Raw genomic sequence first — 16,499 nt, forward strand, 5'->3', positions numbered from 1 at the left:
AGTGCTCCCTGTTCGAATGTCATCCGTTACGCCCGAAGTCGCAGACGTTGCAGCCAGGACGAAGTGGCGCCCAAGGCGTCACGCAATTGTTGGGCAGTGATGGTGCGTTCTGCCGGGTCGAAGCTCAGCGCGGTTCGCAGCGCTGGCCAGCCGTGTTTCGGTAAGTTCGCCGGTGCTTGCAGTTCGCGCTCCAGGTGCTCGTCGCGGGCCTGGGTCGAGGGCAAGCGGCGGAACGGGTGTTTACCGCCCGCCAGTTCGTAGATCACGCAGGCCACGCCGTACACGTCCGCGCTGGCCGACAATGGTTGGCCCTCAAGCAGTTCGGGGGCGGCGTAGCCCGGGGTCCAGGCGTTGAAGCGTTCGCGGCTCAGGTGCGGCAGGCCGGGCATCACGCCCTCCTCTGCCTGACCGAGGCCGAAGTCAAAGAGACGCAAGCCGTCTTCGCTGAGCATGACGTTGCTCGGTTTCATGTCACCGTGCAGCACGCCGCGACCGTGGGCGTAGGCCAGCGTGTCGAGCAGCGGCAGGACGATGTCGCGCAGTTCGTTCCACGGCAGGCCGAGGGGCCGCTCGCAGAGCAATTTGTCCAGGGTCAGGCCACGCATGTATTCCATGGTGATGAAGGCCCGCTGGCAGTCGGTGTCGACTTCAAAGGTGTGCGCACGCACGACGTTGTCGTGGCGCAGGCGTCGGGTCAGGGCAAACTCGCTGTAGAGCAAGGCACTGGCGTCCGGCGATTCGGCAAATTCTTCGCTGAGGATTTTCAGCGCAATGTAAGGCTCGGGATCGCCGAACTGTTCGTGCAGCAGATCCCGCGCCCGGTAAACGGCGCCCATGCCACCGGCCCCGAGCAGGCGCTCGAGGTGGTAGCGACCGGCGAGTACATCCGGCAGTGCACCGATGCTGGCCTTGGTCGGCGCCAGCAAAGGCTCTGCTTTGTTTTCCTTGGCGAAGGCGAAGTAGGTCAGGTTGTTGGCCTGTTCTTCGCTCATCAGCAAGTCATCGACTGAGGATTCGATTTCAGTCATTGGCGGATCACCACGGCTGTCAGGTTGTCGCGCGCGGCGCCACGCAGGGCGCCGTCGAACAAACGTTCCAGCGCCACGTGCGGCGCGCTGAGGCTGAGGGCGTTGCCGAGGGCATCGCTGCTCAAGCCCTGATACAAACCATCGCTGCAGAGCAAAAACGCATCGCCCGGATAGACCTCGAGTTCGAGGACATCCAGGGTCAGTTGTTCAGCGGCGCCGACGGCTCGGGTCAAGGCCTGAGCCGCCGGGTGTGCTGCCGCTTGTTCGACGCTCATTTGTTGCTCGTCGATCAATTGCTGTTGCAGCGAATGGTCCTTGGACAGCTGATACAACCGCTGCCCACGCCACATGTAGCAACGGCTGTCGCCGGCCCAGATGCAGGCCGCACGATTGCCTTCCACCAGCAGCGCCACGACGGTGCTGCCCATGATGCTGTCGTGGCGCCCGGCGGTGACCGTCAACTCCTGCCCCAAGCGCCGGTTCAGCCAGTGCAGGCACTGGCGAATGGCTTTGAGGCGTTCGTCGAAGTCCTCGTGTTGCGGCAGTTCAGCCAGGCTGGCGACGATCAACTGGCTGGCGATGTCGCCACCCTGATGACCGCCCATGCCGTCCGCGACCACCCACAGCCCCTGCTGTGGCGAGTCGAGGAAGGCATCTTCGTTGCGCGCCCGCACCTTGCCCGGGTCGGTACGCGCCGCGCTGCGCCAGGCACTGGCCACCAGCATCAGAGCTGCACCGGCATACGGAAGGTGCGCAGTACGCCCATGTCGAACGGGTTCGGCGTGCGCTGGCTGGTCAGCAGGTAGTTGGCGCGCAGGCCACCTACGTCGGCTTTCAGCACCAGCACGTCGCGACCGGTCAGGTACTCGGTCTGCATCAGGTCGAACAGGCGGAACAGCGACCACGGGCCGGAGTTCTTCTCGATGCCGATCGGGCGCCCGGCCATTTTGTCCATGACCAGACTGGTGCGACCGTCTTCAGCATCGGTCGGCCATTTGAACGACATTGGCAGGATCGGACCGTGGCGGTATTCCATGGTCTTGTCGCCGAACTTGAACTCGGAACGGCTGACCGCCGGATCGAGGGTGTACGGCTCCAGTTTGAACTGCACGGTCGGCTCGGCCGGGTTGATCGAGAAGAAGCTCTGACGAATCGTCAGCGCTGCCGCCATCTGGTCCAGATACATTTTCGATACCGGCAGGCTGTGGCCGTCGACGCTGCGCATGCGGTAGTTGCCCGGATCGCCGCTGACGAATGGACGCATGTAGCTGTCGAAGAAGCGGTCGACGGTGCCTTGAGCGCGGAAGAACTCGCGGAAGTCGCTGATCGCCACGTCGCTGGTGCTGCTGGCGCTGAACGGATAACGCTTGCTGATGGTTTTGCCATACACGCTGTACAGCTCGTTCTGATAGCGGCCGTTCAGGTATTGGTAAGCATCGTTAAGCACCAGACGCCACGAGTCTTCGGCCAGCACGTTGAACCACACGCTGAGCGGACGCGGCAGACGGCTGGACGCATTGCGCAGGTTGGTCAGCGCATCACGCTGGCCGCTCATGCGGGTTTTCGCCATTTCGAACGCGGCTTGTTCCGGCGTGCTGGAACGGGCCAGACCGGCCAGTTGCAGTTGCAGGTCGTTGAGCGCGCTCAGCGCAGGCGTGAGATCCGCCGCCGGGCCGTTGTTGTCATCGAGCAAACGATGCAGCGGTTCGAAGCGGCGTTGCAGCGACTTCTTCGCGGTGTCCGGCAGGGTCTTCGCCACGTTCAGGGCCGAAGCCTTGTCCGCCACGGCAGACGCCAGTTTGCCGACTTTACCCAGTTTGCCCTTCTGCCCAGCCAGCGCATCAGCAGCGTCGCCAGCTTCTTCAACAGGATCTGCAGCGGCCTGGAAGCGGGTGTTCTCACGCACTTCGGTGAGCAATGCCAGCACCGGCGAGTTGGCCGAGGTCAGGCCCGCCAGTTGTTCGGCGCCTTCACCGGCGTCGCTGATCGGCGGCAGAGCAACCTGGCCGACGGCTTCGCTCCAGTAGTTGGCGTAGTCGCGGAAGTACAGTTGCTCCAGCTCGACCATCAGGCGACGCAAGTCCATGTCGCTGATGCCCGCGCCTTCGCCGAGTACCCAGTTGTCACGCAGGATGTCGGTGACCAGCGCCGAACCCTGTACCGAGAAGTACTGCTGATAACCGGTTTGCGTGTAGAACCCCGGGATCACGTATTCGGTGCCGATAAACAGCGAGCCTTGTGGACCGAGGTGTTGGCTGAAGCGGTAGTCCGGCAGATTGCGCGCCTGCTCGCGGAGCACGCGGTAAACCACGGTGGCCAGCGATTCGCTGCGCAATACCTGACGCGCCTGAGTGACCAATTGGTCGTTCAGCGGGTAGATAAACGGCTGCTTCAGCAGGCGATCGAAGTGCGCACTCAAACCGTTCTGTACGGCGGTGTTGCCGGTATAGCGCGTCGACCAGTCAGTAGCGACCCAGTCCTTGAGCCACGCGGCATCGCGACGATCCTTCATGTTCAACATCAGGTACGCGCGCAGGCTGTTGAGCAGGCGGTCGCGGTCCTTCATGTTGGCGCGGATCTGCCCTTCGAGCATGGTCGCCACCCGTGGCAGCAGTTGCTTTTCAAGCTCGCGCTCGTAAGCCTCCTTGACCACTGGATTGACGTCTTCGCCTTGATACAGACCGCCACGTTCGTGGTAGGAAACGTCGCCCTTCTTCGGGAAGATCTGCGTCGCGGCGTAGCTGGTATCGAGGGTTTTCAGTACGCCCATGGCGTCATCACGCGGCGACAATGCCGTGCGCTGCTGCGTCCAGTTCTGCGCCAGATTGCGCAGGTTTTCCAGGCGCTCGTAGTTGGCCGAGAAACCGCCCGCCCAGAGCATACCGAACAGTGCCAGTGCCGCCAGTGCGCCGACGTACAACGCACGTTGGCCCCAATGAATACGGCTGCGTTCGCGCTTGTCCAGACCGGCCAGGTCGGATTCCGGGAAAATCACCTGGCTGAACAAGTGATGGATAAACCGCGAACGGCCGCTGCGCAGGGTCGGCAGCACACCGGCGCTCATGCCGAGGCTGGCGCCTATACCGGCAGTGGTTGCATCCATCTCTTGGGTCAGGTGCGGCGCGCTGGTCAGGTAGAAACCACGCAGTTGCGTGGCACGCTGATAACGGTTGCCAGTGAACGCCATGTCGACGAACAGGCACAGGCGCTCGCCGATCTGCCCGAGTTGATGCGGGAAGTCGAGGATGCGGCCACGGCGCTGAGTGTCGCGCTCAGAGTGCATGCGCATGATCACTTGGCTGTTGAGGCGACGCAGCAGTTCTTCGAACTCATTGCGCAGCACAGCGACGTCGGTGCCGACCTGATCCTTGCGGAAACTGGTGCCGAGCACTTGATCGCTTTCTTCGCGGGTCAATTGATCGAAGAACTCGTCGAAGCCGAGCAGCTTGTCAGCCTTGCTCAGGACCAGATACACCGGCACGTCGACGTGCAGTTTCTGATGCACGTCTTGCAGACGGCCGCGAACCTGGCGCGCGAGGGTGTCGATGTCCTGCTCACTGCCGCCGAGCAGGGTTTCCACCGGAATGGTCACCAGCACGCCGTTCAACGGACGCCCGCGACGACGCTTGCGCAGCAGCTCCAGCAACGTTGTCCAGGCACCGCCGTCGACTTCCACATCCGGTTGCGTGGTGTAACGCCCGGCGGTGTCGATCAGCACACCGTGGTCGGCGAAGTACCAGTCGCAATGACGGGTGCCGAGGGTGTCGCGGGTCAGCTTGCGGTCGATCTTGTTGATCGGGAATTCCAGACCGGAGAAGTCCAGCAGGCTGGTCTTGCCCGAGGCCTGCGGGCCGATCAGCAGGTACCACGGCAAGTCACTGCGCCAGCGTTCGCTGCGGCCGCGATACAGGCTGGAAGTCTTCAGGGTTTTCAGCGCGTCTTTGAAGCGCGCCTTCAACTCTTTCTGCTCTTCGTCGATCAGCTCTTCGCGGCGAATGCGGTCCTGGCCGTCTTCGCTTTCTTCCTCGGCTTTCTTGCGGATACCGCTGCGCCAGCTGACGAAGACCATGGTCAGGCCCCAGATCAGGAACAGCACAGCGATGGTCAGCAAGCGCGCGGTCGCACTCTCCCAGAACTTGTAGTCATCAACCGCCAACAACGGGCCGACGAACCACACCAGCAGCGCCACAAACAGCACCAGCAGCAAGGTCCAGACCCAGGTCTGGCGCAGGAAGGCGCCGACTTTCTTGAAAAACTTTTTCATCACACGTCCCTGTTTACGGCTGCGACTGCGGTTGCACCGCGGCCGGATCAAGCGGCTGATAAGGTTGCAGAACGGTGTCGCGCTGCTCGCCCAAGACCCAGGCGAAGCCCGAATACATCACCACCAGACAGACGAAGGTGAACAGCACCACCATCCACGCCGGCACGATGCGCACCAGGTTGCGACGCTGATCGTTCAAACCTTCCCAGTGCGGCGACAACTCGCGCGGCACGTCGCCACGCAACTGACGGATCTGCCGGTACAAGGCGTCACGGATGCCTTCGAGTTCGAGCATGCCGCGTGCCTGGACGCGGTACTTGCCCTCGAAACCGAGGGACAGGCACAGGTACATCAGCTCAAGCATCGGCAGGTGCTTGACCGGGTTCTTCGACAGTCGATCGAGCAACTGGAAGAACTTCTCGCCACCGAAGGTTTCGTTGTGGAAGCTGCTCAGCAGGCTCATCTGCGACCATTCGCTTTCGTTGCCCCACGGTGTGGTCACGACAGCTTCGTCGACCACGGTGCAAAGCACGTAACGCGCGGCCATCACCTGGCTGCTTTCGGCGCCGTTGTGCAGGGCGCGTACTTCAAACAGTTTCAGCCCGGCAGTCAGACGCTCGTTGAGTGCGTACAAGTCTTCGCGGGTTTCGCTGTGCTTGAGGCGCACCACTTCCGAAAGCAGCTCGGACGAGGCAGCGACCAGCGAATTGAGGCTGATGTTGAACGCTTCGGCCGGGCGCAGGCGCGCGGCGTAGATCATGCGTTCTTCCAGTTGCTCGAAACGCGGCGGCGCGGCGAAGTCGGTCAGCGGACTCGATGCCGGTCCGTGGCCCTGACGATCGAGCAGGACGGTTTTGTCGTCCTGGTTGTAATCCGTTTCCTTGATCATGTCGGTCAGTTCCTGATGGCCCAGAATTTCAGTTCAAGCTCGGCGAATTCGCCGGACACGTGGAACGCGAAACCGCCGGAGCGCTCGAGTTGTGCCAGGTCTTCGGAACTGAGTTCGAGGATGAAATAGGTTTTGTTCGAGTGGAACGCGATCTGCCGCGGGGCCACCGGCAACGGTTTGACCTTGATCCCCGGCAGGTGCAGGTTGACCAGTTGGCGGATACGCTCCACCGGGCCGACCTTGAGGTGCGCCGGCAAGCGATGGCGCAGTTCTTCGGAGTCGCAGTTGGCACTGGCTGCCAGCACGAACGACGCCGAGCCGAGCAGTTTGTGGTCGTGCAACGGCGAGACGATGATGCCGTACTGACGCGCTTGCAGGATCAGTTCGATGGCGTGCTGTTCGAGCACCATCGACAGCACCTGACGAATCGCTTCCATCAGTTTGCGGAAGCTGCCGCCCTGATCGGCGTGGGAGTAGCGGCTGTCCAGACGCGGACGTTTGCTTTCGCCGGAGAAGGTCGCCAGATCGCCGAGCATAGTCAGCAGCGTGCGATACAACTCTTCCGGATGCACCTGCTCCAGGCCGAGGTAGTGGCGCAGCAACAGTTCGGTGCGGTTGATCAGTTGCAGCATCATGAAGTCGCCGACTTCCGCACCGCCGACCTTGCCGTTGGAGCGAATCCGCTCGGCAATCGTGTCGCCACGGTGGTTGAGCATGCTGATGACTTCTTTCAGGCACGACAGCAGATAGCTGGAGGCGTGGGCCTGAATGTAGGTCGGCACGAAGTCCGGATCGAGGCTGATCACGCCGTCCGGCGTGGTGTCGAGCACGTCGCAGATCTTCAGCTTCACGTAGGCCTGATCGCTCTGCTGCTCGCCGAGCAACAGTTTGAAGTCCGGGCGACCGCAGCTGACCTGGCTGGCGGAATCGTCGCCGGCGTTGGAGTCGGCCACTTCGGCGTCGTACGCGGTGTAGCGTGCGAGCACGTCGGACTGCTCCGGACGGCGCGACTCGATGTGGTTACCAGTGACCAGCGGCAGCGCCAGGTAGATCGGCGTGTTGCCAGTGTTCGGCGGCACGTCCAGCGCCAGCGGCTCAGTGTTGCCACCGAGTTCGAACAGGCTGCCGTCCGGCAGAATCCCCGAGGCTTCACTGATTACCAGTTTGCCCATGTTGAGGAACTGCAGGTCGATCTCCAGATTGAGGAAACCCCAGGTGTAACCACCCAGCAATTGCGTGCGGGTTTTCATCTGGTGATCGTAATAACGATCGTTGTGCTGGAAGTGCTGCGGACGCAGCAGCATGCCTTCCTGCCAAATGACTTTATGGGTATTCATGATCAGTCATCCGCCTTGGCGAGCACTTGATTGGTGTTGCGGATGCCGGTCTGGTCCAGAGTCAGGTCGACTTCGGTGACTTCCAGCGGAGTGATCTGAACGGTGTGGCGCCATTGAGTGTCCGGCAAGTCGCGGTAAGCGGCGAGAACGCCGACATAAAGGCTGCCCTCTTCCACCTTGAGCTTCATTTCCACGGTTTCACCCGGGCGCAGTTCGAGTTCTTCGCTGGCCACCAGATCCGGGTTGAGGGATTCCTTGGCGCGTTCGTAAAGGCTGAAGAAATCAGCGTTCTCGAAGGTCACCGGGTGCTTGAGTTCGAACAGGCGCACGACGATCGGCGACGGCCGACCGTTGAGGTCCGGGTTGAGCTGATCGCTACCGGTCAGCTTCAGGTTGATCTTGGTCACTTTCGAGTACGGCGACAGCGACGAGCAACCGGCGAGCAACACCAGTACGGTGAGCGCAGTCAGCGTCTTGAAAAAAGCGGTCGAGCGGCGAGACATGCGCATCATCCTTGGTGGTCGGTGTGGAGGGTGGAGATCAGGCGGATCTGTTCTTCGTAGGCCTGGGCAAAGTCGCGGGCCAGCAGACGCTCGCTCCAGTCATCGTCCTGACGCAGCGCCTGGTGATAACGGCCGAACGCTCTCCAGCGCCCGCCCGAGGTGGCGATCAACGGCTTGTTGTCACGCTCGAAACGCAGGGTCAGTTGCTCCGGCGAGAAATGCTCCAGGGTGCCGCGCACGGCGGCGCGGCTGGCGGTCAGCAGTGCCACTTGATGCGCCTGCAGATCGCGGAACGCACGGGAGATAGCTTGCTCGGCCGGCAGATGGCCGGGCTTGCTTGGCTGCAACAGAATCTGCAGGGCTTCGCTCGGGTCGACGGCGAATTTCAGCGGGTTCTTGTTGGTGCCTTGCACGGTGGTCTGGGCCAAACGCAGTTCGTTTTTCAGCTCCGAACGGGTACGCAGGCTCTGCTGCAGACCGCCGATGCTCTGCCGCAACAGACGCGCAGCATTGAGCGCCAGGGCTTCGCGTTCGTCGTGGCTGAGGCCTTTGACGTCGACGCCCAGCGCAGCACCGAAGTGCTCCCAGAAACCTTCGCTTTGACGCTCAACGGCTTTCGGCGCCGGAGCAGGCTCTGGTTCGGCAGGCGCGGCGATCAGCTCCGGCACCATCAGGCTTTCCATGTCGATGCGCGCGTAGTCGGCGCGCTGACGGGAGTCTTCAGGCTTGGTGTTCGGTGCCAGCAGTTCGTCGATTTCCGAGTACACGCGTTCTTGCTGTTCGAGGGCATTGAGCGGGTCGAGATCGAGGAACGCGTCATCGGGAATGATGCTGCCGGCAGCGCGCGGGCGGCCGACTTCACCGTCGAAGGTCGCCGGGTCGCGCACCAAGCGCGCGCGAATTTCGAAGTCACCCAGCACGTAGGTGCTGCCATGCTCGATGCGCACCGGTTCGCCTTTGTGCAGACGCGCGCCGCTCTCGCCGTCCTGGACACCGTTGCTGCTGGTGTCGGTGAGGAAGAACGTGCCCTCGCGGTAGCTGACAATCGCGTGGTGATTGGACAGGTGACGCTTGCGGTCAGGGATGATCCAGTCGCAGTCCTCGCCCCGCCCGATCACGCCGCCGGCCTGTTTAAAGGTCTTCTGGCACAACTCGGTGGGCACGAACTGCTTGGTGTTCAGCATTTCGAAAACCAATTCCATGTTTGATGCTCCTTGCGGTCACTTGCCGCGATTGACCGCTTGCGGATCACCCAACGGGCGATAGTCGTTGTCGTTGAATTTGTAATTACCGCTACAGCCGCCAAGGCCGCATAGAACGACGAGGGTCAGCAGGGCAGCTTGCCAGTGACGAACAGACATCAGAGGGTCTCCAGGTGTAGACAAAGCACAAAGCGCCGACCCTTGCGGGCGGCGCTGAAATTGGTTTTTGCGGGAAAATCGATGACCTTTTGCCTACCCATCGAAATCTCCCAGATTGATGTTCAAACGGCCGAGCCGATACAGCAGCGTGCGCCGTGGCAGGCCCAGTTCGCGGGCGGCGAGGGTCTGGTTGCCGTCGTTTTTGCGCAGGCAATCAAGCAATAAAGTGCGTTCGACCTGCTCCAGACGTTCGCGCAGATTCAGGTGGCTGTTGTCTTCCGGCATCGGTTCCATGCGCAGGGAGAAATGCTCGGCGAGCAACTCGCCGCCTTCGCACAACAGCACCGCGCGCTCGACCAAGGCCTTGAGTTCACGCACGTTGCCGGGGAAGTTGTAGCCGGACAGGTGCTCCAGCGCAGCACTCGACCAACGCACCGGATCGCGCTGCAAATACGTGCAAGTCTTCTCGGCGAAGTGCTGGGCCAGTTCGAGGATGTCGCCTTCACGCTGACGCAGTGCCGGCAGCTCGATCGGGAATTGCGCGAGGCGGTAATACAAGTCCTCGCGGAATTTGCCTTCGCTGACCAGCGTCGACAGATCGCGGTGGGTCGCAGCGATGATGCGCACATCAATCTTGTGCGTATCGTTGGAACCCAGCGGACGAATCTCGCCTTCTTGCAACACGCGCAAGATCTTCGCCTGCAACGACAGCGGCATGTCGCCGATCTCGTCGAGCAACAGCGTGCCGCCATTGGCCGCATCGAACAGGCCGGCGCGGTCGCGATCGGCACCAGTGAAGGCGCCTTTGCGATAGCCGAACAGCTCGCTTTCCAGCAGGTTTTCCGGGACCGCCGCGCAGTTCTGCACGATGAACGCCTGAGACCGACGCGGGCCGCAATCGTGAATCGCGCGGGCAACGACTTCTTTGCCGGTGCCGGTTTCGCCACGCAGCAGCACGGTGTACGGGCTGTGCAGGACTTTGCTGATCAGCGAATGGGTCTGGCGCATCGCCGCGCTTTTACCGATCAGGCCATAGCCACTGATGCTCGGCACGCTGCGCGCAACCGTTGCCGACTCTGCCAACGGCTGACGCAAGCGTTGCAACAGATGCAATTGGCCGAGCACGAACGAGCCGAGCTGGCCTAGGGAATCGGCGAAGCCTTGCAGGTTGGTACGACGACGGCTGGCGCAAAGCAGCAAACCTTCAACAGCTTTGTGCTGATTGACCAGCGGCACGCACAACAGCGACTGCCACGGCGAGGTCGCCGCTGGCAGGAAACTGGTTTCGTGCAGGCTGCCGCTCAAGTCGTCGAGGCACACCACGCGGTTCTGGCACAGGGCAAATTGCAGCAGTTGCTCACCGTTGTAATCCGCCGGCAGGCTCGCCGCTTCACGCGGTTGCAGGGCGCCGTCGAGGCATTCGGCGTTCATCCCCAAGCACGTGTGGGTAGCGTCGAGCAGATACAGCTGCGTCAATTCGCAGCCGCTCAGCTCGGCCAACCCACGCACGAAGTCACCCAGCAACGCAGCACCGTCCGCCGCCCGCGACAGACTGGCGAACTGCGCCAGCAACGCTTCGGCATAGACCAGTGGCTGCGGCACCTGAGTGAACATCACACCCACCTCAGGCGAACTCGCACGTCACGCTGGCTTCGCCGTCGAGCGTGGCATGCACACGCTTGAGGCTTTCGCCGGTGGCCATGGCGTCGAGCAAACGGTCTGCCACCAGCGGCAACACGTGTTGATCGAGCAGATGGTCGATCAGACGCGCGCCGCTGTCGCTTTGCGTGCAACGCTCGGACAGGTGATCGACGAGGTTCTGGCACCAGCTGAAATCCAGCTGACGACGGTTGAGACGCTCGCCGAGACGACCGAGTTTGATCTCGATCAGCTCGCGCAATACCGGGCCGCCGACCGGGTAGTACGGCACCACTTTCATCCGCGCCAGCAGCGCCGGTTTGAAGTGTTTGCTGAGTACCGGGCGAATGGTTTCTTCGAGCACTTCGGCCGTCGGGCGTGCGCCGTTTTCGCAAAGGTCGCTGATGCGGTCGCTGCCGAGGTTCGAGGTCATCAGGATCAACGTGTTGCGGAAGTCGATCTCGCGACCCTCGCCGTCGTTGGCCACGCCTTTGTCGAAGATTTGGTAGAACAGGTTGAGCACGTCCGGGTCAGCCTTTTCGACTTCATCGAGCAACACCACCGAGTATGGTTTCTGGCGTACGGCTTCGGTGAGCATGCCGCCCTCGCCGTAACCAACGTAGCCTGGTGGCGCGCCGATCAAGCGGGAGACGGTGTGCTTCTCCTGGAACTCGGACATGTTGATGGTGGTGATGAAACGATCACCGCCGTACAGCAAGTCAGCGAGGGCCAGTGCGGTTTCGGTTTTACCGACGCCGCTCGGGCCGACCAGCAGGAACACACCGACCGGTGCGTCAGGTTTGTTCAGGCCGGCAGCGGTGGCGCGCATCGAGCGATCCAGTGCGTGCACGGCTTGTTCCTGACCGCGAATGCGCGTGCGCAGGTCGGTGGCGAAACTGGCGACTTTGGCGTTGTGCTCGCGGGCCAGTTGCGCCAACGGCACGCCGGTCCAGGCGCTGATCACTTCGGCAACGAGACGCGGGCACACTTCGAAGCTGACCAGACGTTCTTTGACTTGGGCGGCAGTCAGTGCACTGTGGGTTTCGTTGAGCTGGGCTTCCAGCGCTTCGACGCTTTGGCCTTCTTCGACCTCGGCGGCGATGGTCTCGATCACGGTGCCTTCGGCGTCTTCTTCAACGCTGACGGTCGGCTCGACGGCGGCGGCTTCGCGAGCCTTGGCCAGTTGCTGACGCAGTTCCAACAGACGCTCGGCCAGTTGTTTCTGTTCAGTCCACAGGGTTTCCAGCGCGACCATTTCGTCTTCGGCTTCGTCGAGACGAGCTTCCAGCGCGTCCAGTGCTTCGTGGTCGATCAACAGACCAGCCTCGGCATCGCGACGCAGGGCCTGACGCTGACGGCCACCTTCAGCCAGTTCGCCACGCAGGCGCTCAAGGCTTTCCGGGGCGGCGGCGAGGCTGATGCGCACGCGGGCGCACGCGGTGTCGAGAACGTCGACGGCTTTGTCCGGCAGTTGCCGACCGGCCAGATAACGTGCGGACAGTTCAGCGGCCGAGACCACCGCGTCATCACGCAGGTAGATGCCGTGGCTCTTCTCGTAAACCTGGGCCAGACCACGGAGGATGGTCACCGCTTCGCTGACAGTCGGTTCGTGCAATTGCACCGGTTGGAAACGACGGGCCAGCGCCGGGTCTTTCTCGAAGTATTTCTTGTACTCGGCCCAAGTGGTGGCGGCGATGGTGCGCAATTCGCCACGGGCCAGCGCCGGTTTCAGCAGGTTGGCCGCGTCGGAACCGCCGGCATTGCCGCCCGCGCCGATCAGGGTGTGAGCTTCGTCGATGAACAGAATGATCGGTTTCGGCGAGGCTTTGACTTCGTCGATCACGCCTTTGAGGCGACGTTCGAATTCACCTTTGACGCTGGCCCCGGCCTGCAAAAGGCCCATGTCCAGCGACAGCAATTCAACGCCTTTGAGCACTTGCGGCACTTCACCGGCGGCGATGCGCGAAGCCAGACCTTCGACGATGGCGGTCTTGCCGACACCGGCCTCACCGACGACGATCGGGTTGTTCTTGCGGCGACGGGCGAGGATGTCGACCATCTGACGGATCGCGCCATCGCGGCACAACACCGGGTCGAGTTTGCCGTCGCGGGCCTGCTGGGTCAGGTTGTGGGTGAAGCGCTGTAGCAGCGATTCGCCTTGGGCGGCCGGTTTGCCATTGGCCGCCGGTTGCTCTTTCTGCGACAGGGCAAATTCCTTCAGGCGATCGATGTTCAGCTTGGCGAGCAGCGGCTGATAACGGCTGCCGGCGTAGCGCATCGGGTTGCGCAGCAGGGCGAGGATCAGCGCCGCGTCTTCGACCTGGGTCTGGCCCAGTTCGAGGTTGGCCACCAGCAGCGCATCTTGCAGCCATTGCACCAGTTCCGGGGCGAACACCGGGTTGCGCGAAGCGCTGTGTTCAACTCGCGATTGCAGTGCGGCGCTGAGTTCACCGGCGTCGACGTCTGCATCCTGCAGTGCGCGCGACAACAAGCCATTTGGACGCTCGAGCAGGCCGAGCATCAAATCTTCGACGAGGATCTTGCTGCCGCCACGGGCCACGCAACGCTCGGCCGAACGCTCCAGATCACGACGGGTTTCGGCGTCCAGCGCCTGGATGAGTTGTTGCAGGTCTACGTTGATCATGGCTCACGTCCTTAATGAATTTTGCTGCCCAGGGTCACCACGCCGTCCGCTTTTTCGCGGCCCAGCCAACTGGTCCAACCGAGGCGACAGGCGTTCTGCTCACCGATGCGCAGTTCGCGGATTTCTTCCTGGCGCAAAACCAGGCGGATGTCGTAATCGAGCGGGTCACGCAAGGTGAACCGCACCAGCGCGCAGAGCGGCTGGTAACCAAAACCGATTGGCAGGAATTCATGGAATCGCTGCCAGTCGAGTTCGGTGATGTGAATGCGGAATTTGCCGCTGCGGTCGCGCACGTGTTCGCCGAGCACTAGGTCTTCACCGAGCAGGCTGTTGGCGCGGCCCAAACGATTGCGCTGCTCTTCGAGAATCTCTACGCGGCGCTCGATGCACTGCTCGATGACCAGGTCTTCGTGCTTGAAGTAGTAACGCAGCACGGCTTCGATCAGCGCCGCCGAGTGCGCCCGCAAGCTGAGCAAGCCGAGGTACGGCAGCAGGCGTTTCCAGTTGAGTTCCTTGGCCTTGCGAATCTCTTCGCCGCCCAGACCGATCAGGGCGAACAGCTGCGCCGAAAACGGGTCGAGCGCGCCGCTCTGAAAGCTCGCGCGGTAGCGGTATTTGCGCCAGATCGGAAGCATCAGCCGTTGCAGGCGATGGTGGAACAGGTCGAGGAAGTTGCGTGTCGGGTTGCCGTCCTCGCTGTCGCCCAGGGCTTGTTCGCCGTAGAACGCCGGCAGCGGCGAACCCGAGCCGACCAGGCCGATCAGGTTGAAACGCATGCGCGCGCGCATCTGCCCGTGCTCTTCGAAAAACTCGACGCGATCGACGTCGCTGCGCGGAAAGCCCAGGCTCGGGTTGGCCTGAAACTCCACGTGGTCGTACAGATCGTCTTCGCTCAGGTGCGGGTGTGCTTCGCGCAGCCGGTCGATCACCAGCAGCACGGCCTGAAACAGCGAGTACTCGCGTATTACCTTGGTCAGCCCGCTTAAAGCAGGGGCTGCAGGCCCATACGTGGTGTCCATTGGTACACCTCTCCCTGTGTGCTTTTTACGCGCAGCTCATGGAATGAATTGAGACTGGCGTAAAGCGCGAAAAACTCGTTAAGAACCGAAGCGAAAACGAACAGGTCGCCCTCGCCGATATACCCTTCCGGGTCGATGGTCAGTTCGGTGCGCAAACCGCGCACCGGCAACCCACGGTGCAAGCGGTCAACATGGTGATGCTTGATGTGCTTGAGACCGCCGAGCAGACGTTTGCTGACCTTCTCCGCGTGCTGGTCGTAGTAGCGCGGCAAGTCGTAGGTTTCGAGAATCACCTTCAACGCATTGACGTCGGCCAGCGACAGATAGTTAAGCGACATGTTGCTGATCAGCTTCCACAGGAAGTCGCGATTCAGCGGTGGCGCGAAGCTGGAAGTGGCCGGGGTGATGTTGCGGAAGCTGAGGAACTCCGGCGTCTCTTCGCAAGCCATGCAGATGTCGCCAAGCTTGAGCTTGCGCGGCAGGTTCTGGTTGGTGCAGATCAGCTCGATCGACAGGGTTTCGTGGGCTTCGGTGTGACGAATGCCGAAGCTCAGGTAGGTGTCGAGGCCGTCGTGCAGCAAGGACGAGCGCTGGCGAATGCTGTAGTGCGGACGGCTGTTGGGCACGTCGAAACTCGGGTCGTGCTCGAAGGATTCGAACGGCACGTATTCTTGATAACCGAGACCGCCGGGCTTCCAGCCGGTCACGGTTTCCACCGAGAACACGCCGCAGTTTTCCAGATCGTATTCCGCTGGCAGCAACAGGTATTCGTCCTGCTTGCCGTCGAGGCGGATCGGCAGTGCGTCGTGGGCGAACAGGTTGGCAATCGGCGTGCAGAACAGCTTGACGTTATCCAGGGTCGGCCGCATGCGCATGATGCCGCTCTTGCGAATATCGAAGCGCAATTCCAGGCCACGCATCTGCTTGAGCGTGTCTTCCGGCAGCGCGTTGATGATGTCCAGACCGTTAACGTCGACGAACAGGAACTTGTCCTGGAAGGCGAAGTATTCCTGCAGGTAGCGATAACCACGGAAGGTGTTCAGCGGATACGGGATCAACGCTTCTTCTTCGGCAAAGCCCACCGGTTTGACCCGATCACCGGGAATCTTGAACGCCATCGGCTTGCCGCTGACGCCATCGATCGGTTTGCCGGCACCGTCGAGCGGGATCAGTTCGATGCCTTCGAGGTTGCGCAACAGACTCAGATAAAGCATCTGGCTGATGTAGCGTTCACCGGCAAAGTGCAGACGCAGCTTGCTCAGTTCCAGCTCACCGAGGTGACCGTCAGCGCTCATTTCCAGACGCAGGCTGAGCAGCGAGCCGTCGCCCTTCACCGAATAGTTCAGCGCAGCCAGATCCAGCGGCAACACGTCGGTCGGGTAGCAGGTGCGGAAGCGGCAACGCACGTCTTCAATCGGCTTGCTTTCAATCGGTGTATCACGCTCGACGCGCAACGCCGGCCCGGAACGCTTGAGCGGATCGAACTGCAAAATGCTGAACGCCGGCAGCGGGCGCATGTAGTTCGGCCACAGCAACTGCATCAGCGAATGGCTGAGTTCCGGCAGCTCGTCATCGAGCTTCTGGCGCAAGCGTCCGGTCAGAAACGCAAAGCCTTCGAGCAACCGCTCCACATCCGGATCCCGCCCGGCCTGCCCCAGATACGGCGCCAGCGCCGGACTACGCTCGGCGAAACGGCGACCGAGTTGGCGCAGTGCGGTGAGTTCGCTTTGGTAGTAGTGGTTAAAGGACACGGGTTACCTGCCTGGTAGTGGAACGCATCAAAAAAAATACTCTGTAGATCGCGCAGACTTGGCCA

General features: G+C 61.8%; 12 protein-coding genes. All 12 read right to left on the bottom strand.

What is annotated here, in order from left to right:
* Positions 1–26 precede the first annotated feature (26 nt).
* Positions 27–1,028, bottom strand: a complete 1,002-nt coding sequence (locus tag FGA82_RS02780; protein WP_141125943.1) for a serine/threonine-protein kinase — start codon at positions 1,026–1,028, stop codon at positions 27–29.
* The gene (locus tag FGA82_RS02785) at positions 1,025–1,753 is read right to left on the bottom strand and encodes a PP2C family protein-serine/threonine phosphatase (protein WP_038359322.1); all 729 of its coding nucleotides are present in this window, start codon (positions 1,751–1,753) and stop codon (positions 1,025–1,027) included. The genes FGA82_RS02780 and FGA82_RS02785 overlap by 4 nt, the downstream gene beginning before the upstream one ends.
* Positions 1,753–5,292 carry a type VI secretion system membrane subunit TssM gene (gene tssM / locus FGA82_RS02790; protein WP_141125944.1) on the bottom strand — a complete coding sequence of 1,180 codons (3,540 nt, stop codon included), beginning with the start codon at positions 5,290–5,292 and terminating at the stop codon, positions 1,753–1,755. The genes FGA82_RS02785 and tssM overlap by 1 nt, the downstream gene beginning before the upstream one ends.
* Before the next feature lie 13 nt (positions 5,293–5,305).
* Complete coding sequence (icmH, locus tag FGA82_RS02795) at positions 5,306–6,181, bottom strand: type IVB secretion system protein IcmH/DotU (protein WP_016985783.1); 876 nt, start codon at positions 6,179–6,181, stop codon at positions 5,306–5,308.
* 5 nt (positions 6,182–6,186) lie between these two features.
* Positions 6,187–7,518, bottom strand: a complete 1,332-nt coding sequence (gene tssK / locus FGA82_RS02800) for a type VI secretion system baseplate subunit TssK (RefSeq protein WP_007920300.1) — start codon at positions 7,516–7,518, stop codon at positions 6,187–6,189.
* Positions 7,519–7,520: 2 nt separating this feature from the next.
* Positions 7,521–8,021 (bottom strand): type VI secretion system lipoprotein TssJ, encoded by a 501-nt coding sequence (gene tssJ, locus FGA82_RS02805; RefSeq protein ID WP_007920299.1) that lies wholly within the window; start codon positions 8,019–8,021, stop codon positions 7,521–7,523.
* A gap of 5 nt (positions 8,022–8,026) precedes the next feature.
* Complete coding sequence (gene tagH, locus FGA82_RS02810; protein WP_064116459.1) at positions 8,027–9,223, bottom strand: type VI secretion system-associated FHA domain protein TagH; 1,197 nt, start codon at positions 9,221–9,223, stop codon at positions 8,027–8,029.
* 18 nt (positions 9,224–9,241) lie between these two features.
* Positions 9,242–9,382: a hypothetical protein gene (locus tag FGA82_RS02815; RefSeq protein WP_034152084.1), complete on the bottom strand. Its 141-nt coding sequence runs from the start codon at positions 9,380–9,382 to the stop codon at positions 9,242–9,244.
* A 93-nt stretch (positions 9,383–9,475) separates the two neighbouring features.
* Positions 9,476–10,996 carry a sigma-54 interaction domain-containing protein gene (locus FGA82_RS02820; protein WP_122596747.1) on the bottom strand — a complete coding sequence of 507 codons (1,521 nt, stop codon included), beginning with the start codon at positions 10,994–10,996 and terminating at the stop codon, positions 9,476–9,478.
* Positions 10,997–11,006: 10 nt separating this feature from the next.
* Positions 11,007–13,664, bottom strand: a complete 2,658-nt coding sequence (gene tssH / locus FGA82_RS02825) for a type VI secretion system ATPase TssH (protein WP_141125945.1) — start codon at positions 13,662–13,664, stop codon at positions 11,007–11,009.
* Between the two features lie 11 nt (positions 13,665–13,675).
* A complete protein-coding gene (tssG, locus tag FGA82_RS02830) occupies positions 13,676–14,683 on the bottom strand; it encodes a type VI secretion system baseplate subunit TssG (RefSeq protein ID WP_141125946.1) in 1,008 nt (335 codons plus the stop codon).
* Positions 14,647–16,434, bottom strand: a complete 1,788-nt coding sequence (tssF, locus tag FGA82_RS02835; RefSeq protein WP_007920286.1) for a type VI secretion system baseplate subunit TssF — start codon at positions 16,432–16,434, stop codon at positions 14,647–14,649. The genes tssG and tssF overlap by 37 nt, the downstream gene beginning before the upstream one ends.
* Positions 16,435–16,499: the final 65 nt, after the last annotated feature.

The organism is Pseudomonas fluorescens (genome assembly GCF_005938625.1).
Taxonomy (GTDB): Bacteria; Pseudomonadota; Gammaproteobacteria; order Pseudomonadales; family Pseudomonadaceae; genus Aquipseudomonas; species Aquipseudomonas fluorescens_BD.